This window comes from Thermosynechococcus vestitus BP-1 (assembly GCF_000011345.1).
Lineage (GTDB): Bacteria > Cyanobacteriota > Cyanobacteriia > Thermosynechococcales > Thermosynechococcaceae > Thermosynechococcus > Thermosynechococcus vestitus.
On record NC_004113.1, the window covers coordinates 1,944,975 to 1,965,140 of the forward strand.

Consider the following 20,166-nt stretch of genomic DNA (forward strand, 5'->3'; position numbering starts at 1 on the left):
GAATGAGACATGATCTAGGACAATCATTGCCAATCAGCGCATCAATAGAACCGTTGGACCCTACATCCATCTGCTGTTGCCCTTCCTCAGGGCGTTCTTGGTAACGCACCTATTTTTTCGGGTCATGCCCAGCCAGGCAAGGGCAGCACTCATTGTGGAAATTTGTATGCCAAATTGCTGGACACGGTCGATTAAAGAGTCATCTAAAGGGTCAGCGGGACGCGCAGCAACCTCTGGCTCCAGGGCCTGCCAATCCAGTTTCCATTGACACAGATCTGGCTTGCGATCGCGCCCCCGATGTTTTGCAAACTCAGAGCTGAGATTAGCGTAAGGATCAACTGCTCAAAACAATCGTTATCGCGTTGGTGGGGACTGTCTTGAAGTAATTGATTGCCTTTAGTGTCAAAACACCCCTTGATTTACTGTATTTCGCTACCCCAATTCTGAGGATTGCCATCAGCCCATCGTTGATGTAGTTGATCTACTGTGTCAGTTCCGCAGCCCCTACCGAGGGACCTGAGGTTTGCAACACAGTTGTCTTTCTAGGGGGTGTGAATCTGTGCTAATAGGGCACTCACCTGCTCAGTAGTGAGGGGTCGGGAGAAATAATAGCCTTGGACATAGTCACAGCCAAGTTCCCGCAGTCGCGTCACTTGATAGGGATGCTCCACCCCTTCAGCAACCACTTCCAATGCCAATCCCTTGGCAAGGCTAACAATGGCATCAATCACCAGGGGTCTTTGCTCGGTTTCGGTGATGAGCTTTACAAAGCTGCGATCGACTTTGAGAATGTCGATGGGCAGATGGGTCAAATAGCGCAGAGAAGAATAGCCAGTGCCAAAGTCATCAAGACTCAGCTTGATTCCCTGTGCCTTCAGTTTGCATAATGTCTCCCGCACCTGATCTGGCTGATCAATCCCCACACTTTCGGTCATTTCCAGGTGCAGGCAATGGGGAGGAATCTGGGTCTGTTCCAAAGCAGCCAACACTTGCTCGGGCAAGGCAGGGTGCATCAGTTGCCGATTGGATAAATTCACGTTCACGGACAACTGACACTGGGGAAATTGCTCGTGCCAGTACTGGAGATCACGACAGGCGCGCCAGATGACCCAGTCCCCAATAGGCAGAATCAATCCCGTTTCCTCCGCCAGGGGAATGAAACGATCAGGCAGGAGGAAGCCTTGAGTGGGATGCTGCCAGCGAATCAGAGCTTCAAAGCCGTAGAGGGCATTGTCCCTAAGGCGGTAAATGGGCTGATAAAGGAGGGTAAATTCGTCCCGCTCAATGGCTTGGCGCAGCCCGATTTCTAGGGAGAGGCGATCGCGGGCCATCAAATGCATGTCTTCGCTAAAGACTTGATAGCGATTTCCCCCCGCCAGCTTGGCACGATACATGGCAATATCGGCATTGCGCAAATAGTTTTCTGCCTTCTCAATGTGGGCCGATCGCAGGGCCACGCCAATACTCACCCTGAGCGCGATCGGTTGATCATTCACTACAAAGGGTTTATCCAATTCACTGTGGATGCGATCGCAAACAGCCAAAGCGTCGTTGTTGTCACTAATATCATCCAGCAAAATCACAAACTCATCGCCCCCAATACGAGCCACCGTGTCATCGGCGCGGACAATGCGGGTGAGACGATTGGCCAATTCGATCAAAATCAAGTCCCCAGAACTGTGGCCAAGGCTGTCGTTAATGACCTTAAAGCGATCAATGTCAATAAACAAAATTGCAAGCTTGTAGTCAGGACGCCGCCGACCGTGGCGAGCCGCCTGCTCTATGCGATCAAAGAGAAGTGTGCGATTGGCTAACCCCGTCAGCCAGTCATGGAGGCCATCATGGAGTAACTGTGCCTCCCCAAGACGATGTTCTGTCAAATCGGTCAGAGAACCCGCAACCCGTGTGGCATTGCCATGGACATCCCGCAGCACCAGCCCCCGTGCTAAGACCCAACGATAGGCACCATTGCGATGCTGAATGCGAAACTCTTGGTGGAAATGGGGGGTTTGACCGCGGATATGGAGCATTAAATTCAACTTTACGCGGTCCCCATCTTGGGGGTGAATGCGCTTGAGCCAATCGTCAATGTGGTTGCCAATTTCGTCATCCTGATAGCCGAGAATGCTTTTCCAGCGCGAGGAATAAAACGTCTCATTGGTCGTCAGGTTCCAGTCCCAAATACCGTCATTGATGCTACGGGTCAGCAGTGCATAGCGATCGCTCGTTTCCAGGAGCGCCGCCTGAGTTAACTTCATATCAGTAATGTTGTAGCCGCAGATTAAACCTTCCCCATTGGGAAAGCGCACAAAAGCCCAAATCATCTCTAAAACTTGACCATCGGCACCATGGACAGGTACCTCCTGCCAACCGTTGGGGGGATGAATCATCCAATAACGCATCTGCCGCTGGGTTTCTGGATCAGGAAAGCACTGACTCAAAAAATCCCCTGAGATCAAGTCCCCTGTATCCCAGCCCAACTGGGTCGTCACCTCTTGGTTAAGGGAATGAATGTGTCCCTCATTGTCATAGAAAAGAATGAGTAGAGGTAAACGGGCACAAACATCCCGCAGTAAGTCATAGGGATCAATACCTAGCGGAAAATCAAATCCATGGCCTGTTTGACCATTCACCATTGGCCACCTGAATTGCAAAAATGAAGGTGAGTCATCCTGCTCCATGAAAATATCCTAGCTTAAGTGCTCAACAAGCCAGAAACTGGCTCTCCTAGACCATAAGACTCCTAGGTCCCTTTAAAAATCTTGATGCGCAGACAGAAAAATTTTTATCTTCTGCTGGCTAGCCAGTCATAGATACTGATCCCACGGGGGGTAGCACATATTTTAATCCCAAAATCCAAAAAATTTGCTGGCTAATTGCGTCATATTGCTCAGTGGAGAGTAGGTCTTTTTTCTGGTGCAAAAGAATCAGTCTGCCCAACTGTTCCGTGACTGTAGCTAACTCCTGCGTATCGGGATAGAGACTCTCAAGTACAGCATGGAGATCAGCCTCAGCATTAGCCACTAGCCCTGCTCCTTCATGGATGACGGGCTTAAGAAACGGCTCATACTGCCGCAACAACCGCCGCAGGTAGTAGACACTAGAGATCGACAGTGTAGGAACCATAAGCCACTTCCTCAGATTCAGTAGAAGAGATTCAATGGAAGAAGTTAAAACTGCACACTAATCATTGAGCCATTAAGGATTAAATACCATGGAAAAAGGGACACAGTTGTTATCCAAATTACAATCCGCCCCCATTCACTTCAAGTTTTTACCTCCCAAGATTGCACTCAGAAGGGTAATTTTTGGATTAAGCTTGATAGCTTGCCAATGCCCATAGTTTAGGCAATTTCCCTAATTTGCGTCAATTGAGTTTTGGTATCGATGAATACTTACCCCCCTGTTTTTACAAGATTTAAGTTTTAATTAATTTTTTTATCAGTGATTTAATTCATATTAGTCATCCTGTTGATGCCGCAATCATTCATTGAGTAATCAATCTTGAAGTATTGAGTCCTATCTTTAAATTGAGGATTATTCATTAGTTTCCTCTACGTAAAGCTTGATTTTTGACAATCCATCGAACAAGCCAGGTCAGGCTAGAAGAGCATTCTTGCTTCAGAGATTGTCTATAATATAAATCATCCTAAAACTTGGATTGCTGATTCTTTAGAACTTCGTAATCCTTTTTTAATGGAATAATTAAGAATTATTTAAGATTCTCAGGATTTTTTAATAATTCCTGTCCCGACACAATGACTCCGCCCCAGGGAGATTTTGGTGCAGGAGCTCTTCGACAGCGCAGGAGACTGAGCGATTTATCTTATTTTAATTTTCAATGAGAAAATTTTTTGGCTTTTATGCTGTATCTATCACAAGTGATCTTGTTTTTTTAAGGAATCCTAGTGTACAAAAAAGCCCACGATCACCAGGGGGATAAAGAGACTCAGGGCAACAATGAGCAGTAAATTTTCGGGTTCGACGTTAATGATCGTGGGTTGATTGCGTTTTTTTTGGGGGGTTGGATTGGTCATGGCAGGATACCCAAGGGATACCCTTAGCCTAGCAAACCCTGTCGCAGCCCTGGCAAAGGTTAATGAGTCGAAAGAATCGGCTATGATACTCTACAGGTGCCTGAATCAGTGGGATCCCTATGCAGTGTCCCTATTGCCACCATACAGATAGTCGTGTTCTAGAGTCTCGATCGGCAGAAGGGGGGCAAAGTATTCGGCGGCGGCGCGAGTGTCTAGCCTGCGGTCGTCGTTTCACCACCTATGAGCGGATTGAGTTTGTGCCCATTACGGTCATTAAGCGCAACGGCGATCGCGAGTCCTTTGATCGCTCGAAATTACTGCGGGGGATTATGACCGCCTGTGGTAAAACCAACATTCCCCAACAAAAAATTGAAGCCCTTGTGGATGATATTGAGGCGGATTTGCAGTTGCGATCGCGCCGCGAAGTCACCAGCGCCGAATTGGGGGAAGCGGCCCTACAACGACTGCGCCACCTGAGTGAAGTGGCCTATGTCCGCTTTGCCTCGGTCTATCGCCAATTCCAGGGCATCAGTGATTTTGTTGCTGAACTTGCCCATCTCCAAGAGACCCCTGCCTCCCCAGAGTTGCTGACGATCTCCCAGTCCTAGAGGGACTTCATGGGTAAATCAGCATTAATTGTATCAATGAGTCTTTGCTCTTCGTCATTGATCTGGTCAATGTAGTGGTCAAAAATTTCCGCTAAACGTGGTTCATAGAAACGGTGCAGGCTGTAGTTGGGCGTCGCTGGAAAGCCCCGCCGTTTTTTATGACGTCCACCGGCGCCGGGATCAAAGCGCTGAATGCCGTGGGCGATCGCCCACTCAATGGGTTCGTAGTAGCAGGCACTAAAGTGCAGACAATCAATTTCACGGGCACAGCCCCAATAGCGACCGTAGAGATTGGTTCCCTTGGTAATGCAAAAGGACATGGCAATGGGACGCTGACCGCCGCTGTTGGGATAGGCGGCAAAAAGAACCACTCGATGGCGATAGCGATCGCTCAGGGCTTCAAAAAACTGCCGCGTCAGATACTTGCTGCCCCACCAGCCAAATTTGTCGCAGGTATCAGCATAGAAATCGTGCATCCGTTGCAACAGGCTACGGCTGACCTCATCCCCCTGATGAACCCGAAACGTCAGACCCGCTTGAGCCACAGCCTTGCGTTCTCGCTTGATGTTGCGGCGTTGATTGGCATTGAAGTCCGCTAGGTAGTCGTCGAAGGTCTGATAGTTGCGATTTTGCCAGATGTAACTGTGGTGGAGCCAAGCCCGATAACCGTAGGCCTCGGCAGCGGGTTGCCATTGGGGATCGACGTAGAGAAAGTGGCAACTGGAAAAGCGGTGGCGCTGACAAAGGCGATCAATTTCATGGAGCATCACCTTGGTCATCATGGCCACATCTACTCCCTCTACCATGAGAAAGCGATAGCCCACCGCCGGTGTAAAGGGCGCCATCCCCAGGAGCTTTGGATAATAGCGAATACCCAACCGCGCGGCTAAATCGGCCCACTGGTGATCAAAGACAAATTCCCCTTGACTGTGACCTTTGACATACAGAGGCGCTGCGGCCACCAGTTCCCGCTGACCCTGGCGATCGCGCCAAACTAGCAAATGATGGGGGAGCCAACCTGTTTGGGGCGTTGCACTGCCGGAGGCTTCAATTTGATGCAGCCATTCCCATTCAAAGAAGGGAGTTTCTAGGGGCAAAGCCAGGGCATCCCACTGGTTTTGGGGAACGCTGGCGATCGCATTCACCCACTGAATGGTTAGCTCTGGTGCCAGTGCCGCTGCAAATTCTGCCATGCTTTTCAGGAAAACTGCTTCTCTGTTGTACTATAGCAAGCCCCCTAGAGAAAGAGACTGCCATCGGGCATCAGTGCCTGCTCCAAGCAAGCCTCCAGCAATAGAGCACTACTGAGATCAGCACGCATCAGGTTGGCTTGGCGTAAATTGGCACCCTTGAGATTCGTGCGGGCGAGGTAGGCATCAATCAGGCGAGCTTCCTGCAAATCGGCCCCCGTCAAATCCGTACGCCGCAAATCCGCTTTGTTCAAAACCGCTTCCCGCAAATTGACCCCTTGGGCTTGGGCATCATCGAGCCGCGCCTCTGAGAGAATTGCTCCCCGCAAATCCGCTTGATTGAGAATTGCTCCCCGCAAATCCGCTTGGACAAGCCGTGACTGCCGCAAATTGCTCCCCACCAGATTTGCCTCGCAGAGAGTGGCACGGGTGAGAATTGCCCCTTGAAGATTGGTATTTTCCAAGTTTGCTTGAACAAGTTTGGCGGCATTCAGGTTGGCTTCCTTGAGATTGGCCCCCTGGAGGTTTACCCGTGAGAGATCTGCCCCTGACAAATTCGTTCCTTGGAGATCGACGTGGTGCAGATCCGCCCCCACCAGACTTGCCCCCTCCTGATATTTCTCTTTGCGAAAGTTGGTACTGCGCAAACAGGAGCCCGCCAAAACCGCATGGCTTAGGCTGACCTGTCGCAAATCACTACTAAGGAAGTTACAGTCGCAAAAAGCCGCTAGCGTGAGATCTGCTCCCTGAAAATTGGCGCGATCGAACACGCAACCATGACATTGAGCATCGCGAAAATGACTGTCATTAAAAATCGCTTGGGTAAAATTGCATCCCTCCAACTGTGCACCTGTGAACAGGGCATCGCTAAAGTCGGCACGGCCAAAATGGCAAAACTGAAAATATACCCCCTGTAAACTGGCACCGCGCAGATCGATGCCAATTAAATCGGCGCCCACAACACTAATACCCGCCAAATTGACACCTTGAAAATGGGTTTGGCCCTCGGCATAGCGAGCGAGAAACTCTTCAGCTTGCATTGTCAATCCATCGTAGGGAGCATCACTTCGTTTCTAAAATACCGATCGCTAACATTGCCAGCCACCGTGCTGATGGCCGTAGTGCTCCAGAATCTCCTCATATCGTGCTTGAGTACTGGGGTCAAGGGTGGGGGGCACAGCCACGGCAATGCCTTCAATTTGACTCAATTCGTAGTCAAAGTGGGCACAGGTTTGGGGCAACAGCCGCACAGCAACCCCATCGAGTAACTGCAAGTGGGCAGCTAGCTCACGATAGACGGCTAGGGGCATGCGGGGGTTGTAGTAGACACGTTCACTCATGGGGCTGGGTAGGGGGGGTGGGCAGAGCACAACAGTTGACATCATTCAAGCAAACTTTACCCCACGCCAAAGCCCAGCGCACAAGTGCCACCCGATTCTCTGATTTTGTTTTCATCAGAATATTACTAATGTGGTTATCTACGGTGCGCTTGCTGATGTCTAGTTTGGCAGCAATATCTTGGTTGGTTAGCCCCGCAGCCACAAGCTCCAACACCTGTAGCTCACGCTCCGACAGCAGTGAATATTCCAACCGATCGTCTTGCGGTATAGACATCCCTAAATCCGTATAATTACTTAGAAGCTTAATATTAATTGTAGTTGACGACTTCTCTCCTTGCTGCTCTTTTAGCCCAAAACCACAGAATTCCCTTACACACGCCCGGTCATCAACGGGGTCGGGGCATGGAGCCCCTGTTGCGTGCCCTTTGGGGAACCGCCTTAGAACAAGACCTGAGTGAGTTGCCCGGCCTTGATAATTTGGCTCAACCCACAGGGGTGCTGGCAGAGGCACAGGCGGTAGTGGCAGCGACAGTGGGGAGCGATCGCGCCTGGTTTCTCGTCAATGGTGCCACTGGTGGCCTTTTGGCCGCCCTTTTGGCAACCGTTGGTCCTGGCGATCGCGTTCTCGTCGGTCGCAATGTCCACCGCTCAGTGATTGCGGGGCTGGTGTTAGCGGGGGCAAAGCCTGTTTATTTGGGAGTTGGGGTGGATCCGCAGTGGGGGCTGCCATGGCCAGTCACTCGTGATGTGGTTGCCGCTGGCTTGGCCGCCTATCCCGATACTAAGGCAGTGGTGCTTGTCAGTCCCACCTATGAAGGCCTCTGCTCCCCCTTGCTAGAGATTGCCCAGTGTGTCCATAACCACGGTGTGCCGCTCATTGTTGATGAAGCCCACGGCAGCCATTTTGCCTATCATCCCGCCTTTCCTGTTACCGCTTTGGCCGCAGGCGCGGATGTGGTGGTGCAGTCGTGGCACAAAACCCTCGGAACGTTAACCCAAACGGCAGTGCTGCATCTCAAGGGGGAGCGGGTGTCTGCTGAACGCTTGAGTCAGGCCCTAAACCTTGTGCAAACCAGCAGTCCTAACTACTGGTTGCTGGCAGCCCTTGAGGGAGCAGGCGTTCAGATGGCGCAGCAGGGAGAGCAAATCTACGGGCGACTTCTCCAGTGGGTCAAGACCTTTGAATGGCCTCTGCCGCGATGGCAGCCCCCGGGCATCCCTCAGGATCCGTTGCGATTGACCCTAGGGACTTGGCCGATAGGTCTGACGGGGTTTGCCCTCGATGAGCTTCTGCAACCGCAGATCATTGCTGAGTTTCCCAGTGGGCGATCGCTAACCTTTTGCCTTGGCCTCGGTACCACACAAACAATGCTAGAAACCTTGGCCGATCGCCTGAAAAGTGTTTACACTGAATACTGCCACAATGCCCCGCTGCCGCCCCTGGCCATCCCATCAATCCCCAGTTGCCAAGAACCGGCACTCTCACCACGGGAGGCCTACTTTTGCCCACAGCGATCAATTCCCCTGAGGGCGGCCCTCAATGAGATTAGTGCCGAAACGATCGCCCCCTACCCGCCCGGGATTCCCACTGTCATTGCTGGCGAACGATTCACTGAATCAGTGATTGCAACGTTGCAAACCCTCCAAGAACTAGGGGCAGAGATGGTGGGGGCCAGCGATCCAACGCTGCAAACCCTAAGAATTTGCAAAGTCTAGTCCTCCCAGTCCTCCTCCTCCAGCAAATGGGTCACCAAATGCTGCTCCAAGAGGGGTTGCAGGTGTTGAAACTCGTGGGGAGAAAGCAGTTGAGGCTCCTGACCGGGGACCAGGCGAGCCACATAAAGGGTGGGACTCAGGGGCGTGTAAACACTGTATTCCCGCGCTTCATAAAAGAAGCTACTACCGAGGGGTTGATACTCCTCGATGCCATCATCGGCTTCCACTTCAACCGTGAGAATTTCATCTTCATCTAGGTCCGGCAGTTCGCCCGCTACGGTGAGGGTGAGTGCGGTGCGCTTGAGGGTGAGGTTTTGTTCTTCGAGGATGGCACGGGCTGTATCAAAGACCTGATCAATTTCCTCTTCCTCTAGAGGCACCAAGGTTTCTTCCTCATCGTTTTCAGCCACGACCGCAAAAATTTCTACGGGGTAGTCCACAGGGCGCAGCAGCGCATAGGTTTCCCCTTGCACATTCAGACGAAACTCAACGTAGCAGTCGAGGAAGCGACCCTCATCATCGTAGAGGCGGAGTTGCTCCATTTCCTCTGCGAAGTCTTCCTCTTCCCAAGGCTGCTCATCACTGTTTTGCTGGTTCTGATAGTTTGAGCCCATGCTGCTTCGCTAAAAAGATGCCTATGGCATTGGAGCATACCATGCAGCGGGTCGTCGTGGGTCACTCCCTGTGGCAACCTTAGCTATTTCTTCTCCAAGAAATTAAAATCAAGGGGAATCCAAAGCCGCAAATAGCGCTGCAACCACCTGTGCTGCCTTCTGATCGAGCTTGTGCCAGTCCACTTCCCCGGCAGGATCAAAAAGACTGAGATCAGCTTGCACCTCCCCCACCTGAAAGTCATGGATACCGCTGTAGTCGAGTTCTGGGGTGTACTGCTGAAAACAAATTTGGTAGCAAAGCTCCCACAGATTCACCCGCTGCTGGCGATCGCCCTGACGTAGATGCAGCCAATAGAGAATTTGCGGTTCGGCCTCACCACAGGGAATCTCGACAGTTTCATAGGTGCCCTGCCAAGGGGAAGTTGCTAGCGATCGCCGCAGATGATCAAGGAGTCGAATCAGTGCCGGTTGCATCAGTTGAGCCGCTGCATACCAAGGGTGGTCAGTGGGTTGGGTCATGGCATCAGGCCAAGGGTTTTTTGACATTGTACTCTTCATGGGAGAGGACACTGCGGGGTTCGATGCGATCGCCGGTGTCATAGCAAATAAGGCGATAGTCATAACTCAGGGGAATGCTAATCACCCGCCGATCGTGATTGAGACGCTTCCCCTTAAATTGACGGTAGTCAGCTCCTGCAAGGAGTTGTGCAATCACTTGGCGCGCTTTAAGGACAATCCCCTTGGGCAATCCCCTTAGCTCCACCACATCGCTCGCAAAGGAGGCCTGCCATTCCTGCCGCGCTAGGCGAGCCTGTTCCCGTTGGGCTGCCTCTAGAGCTTTGGCTTCCGCTAACTGGGCGCAGCGATGACACACTTGACCATACCCCTGATGGCCGCAGGGAAATTGTTTCCGACGACGTGGCATAGGGCGTTCTCACAAAAGTAAAACAGGGCAGAGAGTTATAATCCCCACCCTGAGCATCTGTGGATATTGTCCGTCTAAAGGCGTACCCCTGGCAACTTAGCCAAGCAGGGCATTGGCCTTGGCCACCACATTGTCCACAGTGAAGCCAAACTTCTCCATAAGGACGTTGCCGGGAGCGGAGGCCCCAAAGCGTTCGATCGCGACCGTTGCATCGGCATAGCGGCACCAACCAAAACTAGCAGCCGCCTCCACCGCAAGGCGTTTTACCCCCGCCGGCAGCACACTGGCTTTGTACTCAGGGGATTGCTCCTCAAAGAGTTCCCAAGAGGGCATGGATACCACCCGCACCTTCTTGCCATTGGCGGTCAGGGTTTCAGCGGCCTTGACACAGAGGGCGACTTCTGAACCTGTCCCAATCAGGATCAAGTCGGGGGTACCTTCACAATCCACAAGGGTATAGGCACCTTTGGCGACATTTGCCGCAGAGCTACCGGCCAAGTTGGGCACATTTTGGCGGGTCAGGGCCAGTAGGGTGGGTTGTTTGCGCCGTTGGACAGCAACTTGATAGGCCCCCGAGGTTTCATTGCCATCGGCCGGCCGGATCACTAGTAGGTTGGGAATGGCACGCAACGAAGCCAAGGTTTCCACCGGCTGGTGAGTGGGGCCATCTTCCCCAAGGGCAATGGAGTCGTGAGTCATCACATAGATGACACCCGCTTGGGAGAGGGCTGAGAGGCGCAGGGCAGGCCGCAGGTAATCAGCAAAGACCAAGAAGGTGGCGCAGTAGGGAATCAAGCCGGAATTGTGGAGTGCAATGCCATTGCAGATCGCAGCCATGCCGTGTTCGCGCACGCCAAAGCGAATGTTGCGGTTTTGGTACTGACCTTTTTGGAAGTCACCGGAACACTTCAGCTCGGTGAGGTTGGAGTGGGTCAGGTCCGCAGAACCGCCAATGAGTTCTGGCAGGTTAGGGGCGATCGCGTTCAGGCAAATTTCCGAATGTTTGCGGGTAGCCACGGCCTTATCCTCAGGGGTGTAACTGGGAAGATTGGCATCCCAGTTGGCGGGCAATTCACCCCGCAGCAGCCGTTCAAATTCGGCGGCCTCCTCAGGATACTTCTGGCGGTAGGTGGCAAGGGTTTGGTTCCACTGCGCCTCATAGCTGGCACCGCGCTCAATGGCTTTGCGGAAGTGGTTGAGAACCTCCTCGGGGACGACAAAGGGCTCATAGTTCCAGCCAAGGTTTTCACGGGTCAGCTTGACCTCCTCAGGGCCAAGAGGGGCACCGTGCACACCGGCAGTGTTGGCTTTGTTGGGGGAACCGTAGCCAATGGTCGTGGTGACTTTAATGAGTGACGGCTTATCGGTTACGGCTTTAGCAGCTTCAATGGCCTTGGCAATGCCTGCAAGATCCGTATTGCCATCGGCAACGTGCTGCACGTGCCAACCGTAGGCTTCAAAACGCTTGCAGACATCCTCTGTAAAGGCGATGTCGGTGGAGCCGTCAATGGAAATGTGGTTATCGTCGTAGAGGGCAATGAGTTTACCCAACCCCCAGTGACCAGCAAGGGAGCAGGCTTCTCCGGAGACACCCTCCATATTGCAGCCATCCCCAAGGATGACATAGGTGTAGTGATCTACCAGTTTGATATCGGGCTTGTTGAAGCGGGCGGCCAGATGGGCTTCAGCCACCGCTAAGCCAACGGCGTTACAAATCCCTTGACCGAGGGGACCGGTGGTCACCTCTACACCGGGGGTTTCAAAGTTTTCGGGGTGACCAGGGGTGTGCGACCCCCACTGGCGGAACTGTTTAATATCCTCAATGGTAACGCTGTCATAGCCTGTGAGGTAGAGCAGGGCATACTGCAACATACAGCCATGACCCGCCGACAGGACAAAGCGATCGCGATTGAACCACTGCGGATTTTTGGGGTTAAACCGCATGAACTGGTTCCAGAGCACGTAGGCCATGGGAGCCGCCCCCATAGGCAGACCGGGGTGCCCAGAGTTGGCCTTTTGTACCGCATCGATCGCTAGGAAACGGATCGCATTAATACAGAGTTCATCAAGGGATTGAGTAACCGCAGGCATTGCTTTCTCTCTCTAATTTAGGTTTGCAGCAGACAGTTAAAGGTCGGGAGTAAACTTGCGGAAGGCCAACGTGACGTTGTGCCCACCAAAGCCAAAGGAGTTGGACAAAGCCACCGTCACCGGACAGGCCCGGCTCTGATGGGGAACATAGTCCAGATCGCAGGCGGGATCCGGTTGCTCCAAGTTAATTGTAGGGGGGATGCGATCGTGGGCTATGGCCATTACCGTCGCGATCGCCTCGATCCCCCCTGATCCCCCCAGCAGGTGTCCTGTCATGGATTTTGTCGAACTCACGGGAACGCGACGCGCATTTTCTTCGCCAAGGGCACGTTTAATGGCGGCAGTTTCCGTACTGTCGTTGGCGGGGGTACTGGTACCGTGGGCGTTGATATAGCTCACCTGATCCGGAGCAATCTGCGCATCCTTGAGGCAGGCTTCAATGGCACGGGCCGCCCCTTCTCCCCCCGGTGAGGGAGCAGTCATGTGGTAGGCATCACAGGTCAAGCCGTAGCCCACCATTTCCGCATAGATGCGTGCTCCCCGGGCAAGGGCAAACTCCAATTCTTCCAGGATCAAGATGCCTGCCCCTTCCCCAAGGACAAAGCCATCGCGGTTGAGGTCAAAGGGACGGCTGGCATGGTGGGGGTCATCATTGCGGGTGGAAAGGGCACGAGCTGCCGCAAAACCAGCCACCGATAGGGGAGTAATCGCCGCCTCTGTCCCACCACAGATCATCGCCTTGGCGTAACCGTGTTGCACCATGCGGAAGGCATCGCCAATGGCATTGGAACCTGCTGCACAGGCGGTTACCGAACAGGAATTGGGGCCCTTGGCACCGGTGTGAATGGCGGTGAGTCCTGCGGCCATATTGGCAATCATCATTGGGATCATAAAAGGACTACAGCGATCGGGCCCCCTAGTGAGATAGACCTCCTGCTGATCCTCCATCACCTTTAGACCCCCCACACCAGTCCCAATAATGATGCCAATGTCAGTGGCATTGCCCTCGTCAATGGTCAATTGGGCATCCGCAAGGGCTTGCTTACTGGCGGCCACGGCAAATTGAGCAAAGCGATCCATGCGCTTGGCATCTTTGCGATCCATGTAGAGGGTGGGATCAAAGCCACGCACCTCAGCCGCAATGCGGCAGTCATGACGACTGGCATCAAAAGCCGTGATGTAATCAATGCCGTTGCGACCGGCCATTAATCCTTCCCAATACTCCGCAAGGGTGTTGCCGAGGGGGGTAATCGCCCCCATCCCGGTGACAACGACCCGTTTTTGATGCGCCTTTGCCATGGATCTATGCAGCTACCTTATTGTTGATAAAGTCAAGGACATCTTGGACGGTTTTGAGTTTTTCTGCCTCTTCATCGGGAATTTCCACGCCAAACTCTTCCTCAAGGGCCATGATCAACTCCACGGAGTCAAGGGAGTCAGCGTTGAGGTCTTCGGCAAAACTGGCTTCGGGTACAACTTTTTCTGGATCAACACTGAGTTGATCGGCAACAATGGCTTTTACTTTTTCGAGAATTTCAGATTGATTCATAGATGCCTTAACTGGATGGACAACGATTGAGAACAGTCATTCATACGGGCGATCGCCATTCCTCAAATCTAGGATGTTTTGTGCCCAGAATCAACGCGCCCTAATTATAGGGCAGATTGGGGATCCCCTAAGAGACTCCTGCAACTGTGATAAGCTACAGTTTGGATACTTGAGACCAACAACGCCACATCCACCGTTGCCCTCTCTTTACCGAGTTGCCGATGCATTTTACGATTGCTAGTCTACTTGCCAACTTTAGCGAAGATAAATTTGTTGCCCCCAAAGTTCTCGAAAAAAAACTCGGCTGTGACGATCCTGAGAGCCAGCGAGAGCTGGAAATTGCCCTTGATGCCCTAGAACGCATTGGCCTGCTCATCAAAGAACGGGGCAAGTATCGCCGTGCCAGTGATGAGGGGTTGATTGAAGCGCGGTTGCGCTGCTCGAGCAAGGGCTTTTGCTTTGCCATCCAAGATGCCGAGGGTGCAGAAGATATCTTTGTACGTGAGCATCAACTCAGTACTGCCTGGAATGGCGATCGCGTGCTGGTGCGGGTCACCCGTGAAGGCCGCCGCAAGAAATCGCCAGAGGGGGAAGTGAAACTCATCCTTGAGCGGGGCAATCCCTCGGTGATTGCTCGAGTGAAACAGACAGAAGATGGGTTTCGGGCGACGCCCCTCGACGATCGCCTGCTCTTTGAAATTGCCCTTGAGCCCAATGACCTTGTGCCCGACCTATCGACGGTGGTGGATCAACTGGTGCATGTTCACATTCGCCGCTATCCTTTGGGGGGCTACCTGCCCACGGGGGAAATTGGCCAGATCCTAGGGAGTGATGCCCAATCGGCCCCAATCCTTGACTTGATTTGCTGCAAACACAACCTTGTTCGCCAATTTAATCCGGCCCTGCGCACCGCCGCTGCCACCTTGAATGCCCAGTTGGAAACCTTGGACTTCAGCGATCGCCAAGACTTGCGGGAACTGGTCACCATTACCTTAGTTGCCCCTGGCCAAGAGCCCCAAGTGGCCTTTTCCCTCGATGGGCTTGGGCCAGATCTCTGGCAGTTGGGGATTCACATTAGCGATGTGGGGGGATTACTTCCCCGGGATGAACTGCTGGATCGCACAGCTCGCCGTCAGGGCATGAGCCTCGCGACCCCCGAACTTAGTTTGCCCCTATTGCCGCAGGAATTAGAGACGCTGCGCTTGCTGCCGGGGGGCGATCGCGCTGCCATTTCGCTGCTGATTGTGCTCAACACTGCCGGCGAAGTTCAGTCCTACAGGATTTACCGCAGTTGTATCCGCGTCGATGCCTGTGTCACCAGTGAACAAGTGGCGGCTACCCTAGCCCTAGGGGACAGTTCTGGGGATTGGTTGCGGGCTTTAATTCACCTTGCCAATGCCGTGAGTCAGCGGCGCCAGGCACGGGGGAGTATTGAAGTTACCCCAGCGGAGGCCCTGAGGCTTGCCTATGCCGATGAGGGCCTCGCCCCCGCCATTTTCCTACCAAAGGTGACCCCTTGGACCAGCTTGGTTATTCTTGCCAATGAACTCCTGGGCCGTCATTTGGCGAAGTTGGGCGTACCGGCTCTCTATCGCACGCAGCCCGTACCCGAACTCTATGGGGTGCAGGATTTTCTCAAGCTGTGCCAAAATCTGAACTTGCCCTTGAGTCTCGATCATCCCTCCCAGGTGACGCCCCGCGACTATCAGCGGTTTATGGCGCAATTGGCCACCTCGGATCTGGCAGCCCTGTTGCAGGAACTCTTGCTCGATAAACTGAAGCCCGCCAGCGATTCCCCTGTGGTGCTGACCCACTTTGGTTTGGCCACTGCGGAGGGCTATGGTCATTTCTGCTCGCCGCTACAACGCTACACCGATATTGTCAATCAGCGGATTTTACACCTTCTCCTGACAGAAGGGCGCGATCGCCGCGGGCCACGGGCAAAAGAGCGCGTCAATCTTGGCGATTCCAGTTGCTTGGAGCAGGTGAATTGGACCGTTTTCACCACCGACATTCAGCGGGAGGTGGACACTCTCGTTAAGGAATTAGCCCCCCACCTCCAAGAGCGGGAGCGGCAAACCTACACTGCTTGGAAGGATCTAGTGGGGCTGCAACGGGTGCGCCAGGTCCAAGCCTGTATTGGCGAAGTGCGTCCCGGCATTATTACGGGCGTACAGTCCTATGGCTTCTTTGTCGAACTGCTGGATTTTAATGTGGAGGGTCTAGTCCACGTCAGTTCCCTCAAGGATGACTGGTATGAATACCGCGCCCATGCCCAAACGTTGACGGGTCGGCGTAATCGCTTGCGTTACCGCTTGGGCGATCGCGTTGAAGTGCTGATTAAAAATGTGGATTCCTATCGCCAGCAGGTGGACTTAGGGGTCATGAGTGGTGGCTCGCAAGCGACGGAAGAAGACCTCAACGGCAGCAGTGACAGCGGCGAACCCCTCACCCCTCCTGAGGATGACACTGCTGAGACGCTGTAAACCAAGAGTGGATGTTTCGCAGGGGGGGCAGCGGTTGAACATTGTCTATTTTGGCACACCGGAGTTTGCCCTTGCGCCCCTCCAACGGCTGTTGCAAACAGAGACCTATCAGGTACTGGGGGTGGTCACCCAACCCGATCGGCGGCGGGGACGGGGCAACCAATTATCCCCTTCTCCCGTCAAGGCCTTCGCCCTTCGCCACGGGTTACCCATTTGGCAACCCCCACGTCTGCGTCAAGATCCACAGCTGCCTGAGGTCTTGCGATCGCTGGCCGCTGATGTCTTTGTCGTTGTTGCCTACGGTCAAATCCTGCCCCAGTCCATCCTTGACATCCCCCGTTACGGCTGCATCAATATCCATGGCTCACTGCTGCCGAGGTACCGCGGTGCAGCTCCAATTCAGTGGGCACTCTACCACGGCGAAGAGGAAACCGGGGTAACGACGATGCTCATGGATGCCGGTCTGGACACAGGCCCAATGCTCCTGAAGCGAAAGGTCAGGATTCATTTAGAGGATAACGCCACTACCCTCAGCGCCAAGCTGAGCGAGACGGGTGCCGACCTGCTGCTAGACACCTTGCAGCAACTGCCACAGCTTCAAGCCGAACCCCAAAACGACGCTGAGGCCACCTACGCGCCGCTCATTCAAAAAAGCGACTATGCCATTGATTGGGGGCGATCGGCCCTTGCCCTCCACAACCAGGTGCGCGCCTTCTATCCCTATGCCTATACCCAGTGGCAAGGGACAGCCTTGAAAATTTTGCAAACGTGGCCATTGATTCCCGAAGTGGCGGCCAAGTTACCCGAACCCCTACAGTCATATGTCCGTGAGCCTGAAGCCGCCGCCCCCCCCGGTACGGTGCTCGCTCTCATTAAGGGCTGGGGGCCAGTGGTACAGACAGGCAAGGGTCCCCTACTCCTGAGTCAAGTGCAGTTGAGTGGTCGCAAAGCGCAATCGGGGTGGGATTTTGTCAATGGGGTTCGGCTGGCGATCGCCACTCAATTCGCTATTGTGCCCTCAGCTCTGTAACTGAGTTTTAAGCACCGCAGCTTAATGTAACTAAATGTTACGATTTTGCCGTTTTGCCAGCATTTCACCTTGACACCCCTGGGACTAGCTCACTACACTGGCACACATACCTAGGTACGTCTCTAACCCCTATGGAAGATAAGCAAAAGGTTACGTTGTATCTCTCCCCCGATGTGCACCGCCAGCTAAAGATTGCCGCTGTGGTCGAGCAGGAAACAATGTCCACCCTTGCTGAGCGTGCTATTGAATTTCTGCTGGCTCACCCAGAAGTACTGGCGGAATATGCCGAGCAAAAGCACGGCAATGTCCATCGGGTTTATCACTGCCCAGAGTGCGCCAGTGCCCTTGTCCTGCGGGGGGATGAGCTAACGGCCTTGGTCAATCAGCCCACTGTGATTGATGACAACAGCCTCAGTGTTCCTTCCCTCTCCGTCGAGTTGGTGTCTGCCCGCTAGGCCAGTGGCGGGGATGCTGGGTCAGCCTTGATCAGCCTTGAAAAAAGGAGGTGATTGCTGTGCAAGAAGAATTGAGTGTCCTAATCCAAGCGCAATATCCCTTAATCTACCTCCTGACCTCTGAAGAAGAGCGGGCTGAGCAGGCGATCGCCACCATTGCCCAAAGTCAAGTTGGACCCCAGGGGCGCTCTCCCCGCAAACTCTACATCTGGACAGTCACCCATGGCATGGTGGAGTATGGCCATCCCCGCAATAATAGTCACCACAACACTGTCTCACCGGAAGCTGCCATTCAATGGGTCGTTCACCAACGGGAACCGGGCATCTACGTCTTCAAGGATTTGCACCCCTTCATTGATTCGCCCCCGGTGACGCGTTCTTTACGGGACGCGATCGCCAGCTTCAAGAGCAGCCACAAAACCATTATCCTCATGTCCCCTGAAGCGGCGCAGCGAATTCCCGTTGAACTGGAAAAAGAAATCGTTGTTGTTGACTACCCCCTGCCCAGTATTAACGAACTGGATGAGGTTCTCGGGCAGCAGTTAGATCCCCGCGATCGCCGAGTCCTCACCCCCGAAGCACGGGAAAAGCTTGTCAAAGCCACCCTTGGCCTGACGCGGGATGAAGCCGAAAAAGTCTTTCGCAAGGCCAAAGTCACCGCTGGGCGGCTCACCGAAGCCGAAGTGGACATCATCCTCTCCGAGAAAAAGCAACTCATCCGCCGCAACGGCATCCTCGAATACATGGAAGTGGATGAAACCATTGATTCTGTGGGTGGTCTAGAGGAGCTCAAGGTATGGTTGCGCCAACGGGCCAACGCCTTCAGTGAAAAGGCTCGTGAATACGGCTTACCACAACCGAAGGGGATGTTAATTCTGGGTGTCCCCGGCTGTGGGAAGTCCCTCATTGCCAAAACCACCTCCCGCCTTTGGGGCTTGCCGCTGCTGCGCCTTGATATGGGTCGGGTCTACGACGGTTCAATGGTGGGGCGATCGGAAGCAAATTTGCGCAATGCGCTGAAAACCGCTGAATCTATTTCCCCGGCCATTCTCTTTATTGACGAGATGGACAAGGCCTTCGCTGGCGGGGCAGGCTCCTCAGACTCCGATGGCGGTACCTCCAGCCGCATCTTTGCCTCGTTCCTCACTTGGATGCAGGAGAAAAAGTCTCCCGTCTTTGTCTTGGCAACAGCCAACCGCGTTGAACGGCTCCCCGGTGAATTCTTGCGCAAAGGCCGCTTTGATGAAATTTTCTTTGTTGATTTGCCCAATGCCGAGGAGCGCAAGGAAATCTTTCGCATTCACCTCACTAAGCGCCGTCGTGAGATTGATCGCTTTGACCTAGAGCAACTAGCCAACATTTGCGATGGTTTTTCTGGCGCCGAAATTGAGCAGGCCATCATTGCTGCGATGTACGAAGCCTTTGCTCAAGGGCGGGAGTTTACCCAGTTAGACATTATTGCCGCTAGCCGTGCCACTCAACCCCTTTCCAAGACGATGCAAGAGCAGGTCACGGCACTTCGGGATTGGGCACGCCAACGGGCGCGTCCGGCGGCGGCTTCAGTGGCTGAGTACCAGCGACTGGAGTTCTGACAAGCTTCCTTCTGTCTGCCCAGCGCAGATGGGAGAAAGACCCGACCACAGGGGTTTGGTTCGCCATAAATTGTGGTTCATTCAGTCCAATGTTTCTGTCTCAATCTGGAGGAAATCCACATGTCTCACTTCAGCACCCTGCGTACGAAAGTGACCGATGCTGAAATCTTGAAAGCATCCCTGCGGGATCTGGGCATTACGGTGAAAACCAATGCCGATGTGCGTGGCTACAACGGCCAACGCGTTCGCGCTGACATCGTCGCTGTCCTCGATGGCGAGTATGATCTGGGCTGGTCTCGCAATGCTGATGGCACCTTTGATCTAATTGCTGACCTCTGGGGTGTGGCCAAAAAACACAACCAAACCGAGCTGATCAACTCGATCAACCAAAAATATGCCATCAACAAAACCTTGGCTGAGGTGAAGCGTCCTGGCCTTCAGAACGCCAACGTCAAGCTTGTGGTGCATAGCTAATCCTGTTGCCAAGTGCTTTGTACTGTCTAGCGCGCGTTCCCAAGTAATCCGCTGGCTGA

General features: G+C 53.5%; 21 protein-coding genes. 7 read left to right on the top strand and 14 right to left on the bottom strand.

What is annotated here, in order from left to right; genetic code table 11:
• Positions 1–60 precede the first annotated feature (60 nt).
• The 4 genes from TLL_RS13555 to TLL_RS13075 form a co-directional block, all read right to left on the bottom strand.
• On the bottom strand, positions 61–273 hold the full coding sequence (locus TLL_RS13555) for an IS630 transposase-related protein (protein ID WP_164921195.1): 213 nt from the start codon (positions 271–273) through the stop codon (positions 61–63).
• 269 nt (positions 274–542) lie between these two features.
• Positions 543–2,681 carry a putative bifunctional diguanylate cyclase/phosphodiesterase gene (locus tag TLL_RS09430; protein WP_011057696.1) on the bottom strand — a complete coding sequence of 713 codons (2,139 nt, stop codon included), beginning with the start codon at positions 2,679–2,681 and terminating at the stop codon, positions 543–545.
• Between the two features lie 118 nt (positions 2,682–2,799).
• Positions 2,800–3,126, bottom strand: coding sequence for a hypothetical protein (locus TLL_RS09435; RefSeq protein ID WP_011057697.1), 327 nt, complete (start codon positions 3,124–3,126; stop codon positions 2,800–2,802).
• A 779-nt stretch (positions 3,127–3,905) separates the two neighbouring features.
• Positions 3,906–4,037 carry a hypothetical protein gene (locus TLL_RS13075; protein ID WP_269441363.1) on the bottom strand — a complete coding sequence of 44 codons (132 nt, stop codon included), beginning with the start codon at positions 4,035–4,037 and terminating at the stop codon, positions 3,906–3,908.
• 119 nt (positions 4,038–4,156) lie between these two features.
• Here TLL_RS13075 and nrdR point away from each other — a divergent pair, with 119 nt between their 5' ends.
• On the top strand, positions 4,157–4,645 hold the full coding sequence (gene nrdR / locus TLL_RS09440) for a transcriptional regulator NrdR (RefSeq protein WP_011057698.1): 489 nt from the start codon (positions 4,157–4,159) through the stop codon (positions 4,643–4,645).
• On the opposite strand, the gene TLL_RS09445 is transcribed toward nrdR, so the two are convergent.
• The 4 genes from TLL_RS09445 to TLL_RS09460 are packed head-to-tail and all read right to left on the bottom strand — an operon-like array spanning position 4,642 to position 7,449.
• On the bottom strand, positions 4,642–5,838 hold the full coding sequence (locus TLL_RS09445) for a GNAT family N-acetyltransferase (protein ID WP_011057699.1): 1,197 nt from the start codon (positions 5,836–5,838) through the stop codon (positions 4,642–4,644). The two genes, nrdR and TLL_RS09445, sit on opposite strands and share 4 nt — an antisense overlap.
• 44 nt (positions 5,839–5,882) lie before the next feature.
• Positions 5,883–6,875 (bottom strand): pentapeptide repeat-containing protein, encoded by a 993-nt coding sequence (locus TLL_RS09450; RefSeq protein WP_011057700.1) that lies wholly within the window; start codon positions 6,873–6,875, stop codon positions 5,883–5,885.
• A gap of 48 nt (positions 6,876–6,923) precedes the next feature.
• Complete coding sequence (locus TLL_RS09455; protein WP_164920941.1) at positions 6,924–7,175, bottom strand: hypothetical protein; 252 nt, start codon at positions 7,173–7,175, stop codon at positions 6,924–6,926.
• On the bottom strand, positions 7,168–7,449 hold the full coding sequence (locus TLL_RS09460; protein WP_011057702.1) for a helix-turn-helix domain-containing protein: 282 nt from the start codon (positions 7,447–7,449) through the stop codon (positions 7,168–7,170). The genes TLL_RS09455 and TLL_RS09460 overlap by 8 nt, the downstream gene beginning before the upstream one ends.
• 44 nt (positions 7,450–7,493) lie before the next feature.
• Here TLL_RS09460 and TLL_RS09465 point away from each other — a divergent pair, with 44 nt between their 5' ends.
• Positions 7,494–8,891 carry an aminotransferase class I/II-fold pyridoxal phosphate-dependent enzyme gene (locus tag TLL_RS09465; protein ID WP_164920942.1) on the top strand — a complete coding sequence of 466 codons (1,398 nt, stop codon included), beginning with the start codon at positions 7,494–7,496 and terminating at the stop codon, positions 8,889–8,891.
• Here TLL_RS09465 and TLL_RS09470 read toward each other — a convergent pair.
• From TLL_RS09470 to acpP, 6 genes are all read right to left on the bottom strand, one after another.
• A complete protein-coding gene (locus TLL_RS09470; protein WP_011057704.1) occupies positions 8,888–9,505 on the bottom strand; it encodes a DUF3727 domain-containing protein in 618 nt (205 codons plus the stop codon). The two genes, TLL_RS09465 and TLL_RS09470, sit on opposite strands and share 4 nt — an antisense overlap.
• 108 nt (positions 9,506–9,613) lie before the next feature.
• Positions 9,614–10,051 (bottom strand): hypothetical protein, encoded by a 438-nt coding sequence (locus tag TLL_RS09475; protein ID WP_231833763.1) that lies wholly within the window; start codon positions 10,049–10,051, stop codon positions 9,614–9,616.
• A complete protein-coding gene (locus TLL_RS09480) occupies positions 10,029–10,430 on the bottom strand; it encodes a DUF7682 family zinc-binding protein (protein WP_011057706.1) in 402 nt (133 codons plus the stop codon). The genes TLL_RS09475 and TLL_RS09480 overlap by 23 nt, the downstream gene beginning before the upstream one ends.
• Before the next feature lie 96 nt (positions 10,431–10,526).
• Complete coding sequence (tkt, locus tag TLL_RS09485; RefSeq protein ID WP_011057707.1) at positions 10,527–12,521, bottom strand: transketolase; 1,995 nt, start codon at positions 12,519–12,521, stop codon at positions 10,527–10,529.
• Positions 12,522–12,557: 36 nt separating this feature from the next.
• Positions 12,558–13,820 (bottom strand): beta-ketoacyl-ACP synthase II, encoded by a 1,263-nt coding sequence (gene fabF, locus TLL_RS09490; protein ID WP_011057708.1) that lies wholly within the window; start codon positions 13,818–13,820, stop codon positions 12,558–12,560.
• A gap of 4 nt (positions 13,821–13,824) precedes the next feature.
• On the bottom strand, positions 13,825–14,070 hold the full coding sequence (gene acpP / locus TLL_RS09495; protein ID WP_011057709.1) for an acyl carrier protein: 246 nt from the start codon (positions 14,068–14,070) through the stop codon (positions 13,825–13,827).
• 221 nt (positions 14,071–14,291) lie between these two features.
• Here acpP and TLL_RS09500 point away from each other — a divergent pair, with 221 nt between their 5' ends.
• From TLL_RS09500 to TLL_RS09520, 5 genes are all read left to right on the top strand, one after another.
• Positions 14,292–16,556: a ribonuclease R family protein gene (locus tag TLL_RS09500; RefSeq protein ID WP_011057710.1), complete on the top strand. Its 2,265-nt coding sequence runs from the start codon at positions 14,292–14,294 to the stop codon at positions 16,554–16,556.
• 34 nt (positions 16,557–16,590) lie between these two features.
• On the top strand, positions 16,591–17,586 hold the full coding sequence (gene fmt / locus TLL_RS09505) for a methionyl-tRNA formyltransferase (RefSeq protein WP_164921198.1): 996 nt from the start codon (positions 16,591–16,593) through the stop codon (positions 17,584–17,586).
• Positions 17,587–17,717: 131 nt separating this feature from the next.
• A complete protein-coding gene (locus TLL_RS09510; protein ID WP_011057712.1) occupies positions 17,718–18,041 on the top strand; it encodes a ribbon-helix-helix domain-containing protein in 324 nt (107 codons plus the stop codon).
• A gap of 59 nt (positions 18,042–18,100) precedes the next feature.
• Positions 18,101–19,633, top strand: a complete 1,533-nt coding sequence (locus tag TLL_RS09515) for an AAA family ATPase (protein ID WP_164921199.1) — start codon at positions 18,101–18,103, stop codon at positions 19,631–19,633.
• A 120-nt stretch (positions 19,634–19,753) separates the two neighbouring features.
• Positions 19,754–20,107, top strand: a complete 354-nt coding sequence (locus TLL_RS09520) for a DUF1257 domain-containing protein (RefSeq protein ID WP_024124912.1) — start codon at positions 19,754–19,756, stop codon at positions 20,105–20,107.
• Positions 20,108–20,166 lie beyond the last annotated feature (59 nt).

Bases quoted from the DNA above. Each gene is read 5' to 3' on its own strand.
- TLL_RS09430 (WP_011057696.1), bottom strand. From the start codon at position 2,681: ATGGAGCAGGATGACTCACCTTCATTTTTGCAATTCAGGTGGCCAATG.
- TLL_RS09435 (WP_011057697.1), bottom strand. From the start codon at position 3,126: ATGGTTCCTACACTGTCGATCTCTAGTGTCTACTACCTGCGGCGGTTG.
- TLL_RS13075 (WP_269441363.1), bottom strand. From the start codon at position 4,037: ATGACCAATCCAACCCCCCAAAAAAAACGCAATCAACCCACGATCATT.
- nrdR (WP_011057698.1), top strand. From the start codon at position 4,157: ATGCAGTGTCCCTATTGCCACCATACAGATAGTCGTGTTCTAGAGTCT.
- TLL_RS09445 (WP_011057699.1), bottom strand. From the start codon at position 5,838: ATGGCAGAATTTGCAGCGGCACTGGCACCAGAGCTAACCATTCAGTGG.
- TLL_RS09450 (WP_011057700.1), bottom strand. From the start codon at position 6,875: ATGCAAGCTGAAGAGTTTCTCGCTCGCTATGCCGAGGGCCAAACCCAT.
- TLL_RS09455 (WP_164920941.1), bottom strand. From the start codon at position 7,175: ATGAGTGAACGTGTCTACTACAACCCCCGCATGCCCCTAGCCGTCTAT.
- TLL_RS09460 (WP_011057702.1), bottom strand. From the start codon at position 7,449: ATGTCTATACCGCAAGACGATCGGTTGGAATATTCACTGCTGTCGGAG.
- TLL_RS09470 (WP_011057704.1), bottom strand. From the start codon at position 9,505: ATGGGCTCAAACTATCAGAACCAGCAAAACAGTGATGAGCAGCCTTGG.
- TLL_RS09475 (WP_231833763.1), bottom strand. From the start codon at position 10,051: ATGTCAAAAAACCCTTGGCCTGATGCCATGACCCAACCCACTGACCAC.
- TLL_RS09480 (WP_011057706.1), bottom strand. From the start codon at position 10,430: ATGCCACGTCGTCGGAAACAATTTCCCTGCGGCCATCAGGGGTATGGT.
- tkt (WP_011057707.1), bottom strand. From the start codon at position 12,521: ATGCCTGCGGTTACTCAATCCCTTGATGAACTCTGTATTAATGCGATC.
- fabF (WP_011057708.1), bottom strand. From the start codon at position 13,820: ATGGCAAAGGCGCATCAAAAACGGGTCGTTGTCACCGGGATGGGGGCG.
- acpP (WP_011057709.1), bottom strand. From the start codon at position 14,070: ATGAATCAATCTGAAATTCTCGAAAAAGTAAAAGCCATTGTTGCCGAT.
- TLL_RS09500 (WP_011057710.1), top strand. From the start codon at position 14,292: ATGCATTTTACGATTGCTAGTCTACTTGCCAACTTTAGCGAAGATAAA.
- TLL_RS09510 (WP_011057712.1), top strand. From the start codon at position 17,718: ATGGAAGATAAGCAAAAGGTTACGTTGTATCTCTCCCCCGATGTGCAC.
- TLL_RS09520 (WP_024124912.1), top strand. From the start codon at position 19,754: ATGTCTCACTTCAGCACCCTGCGTACGAAAGTGACCGATGCTGAAATC.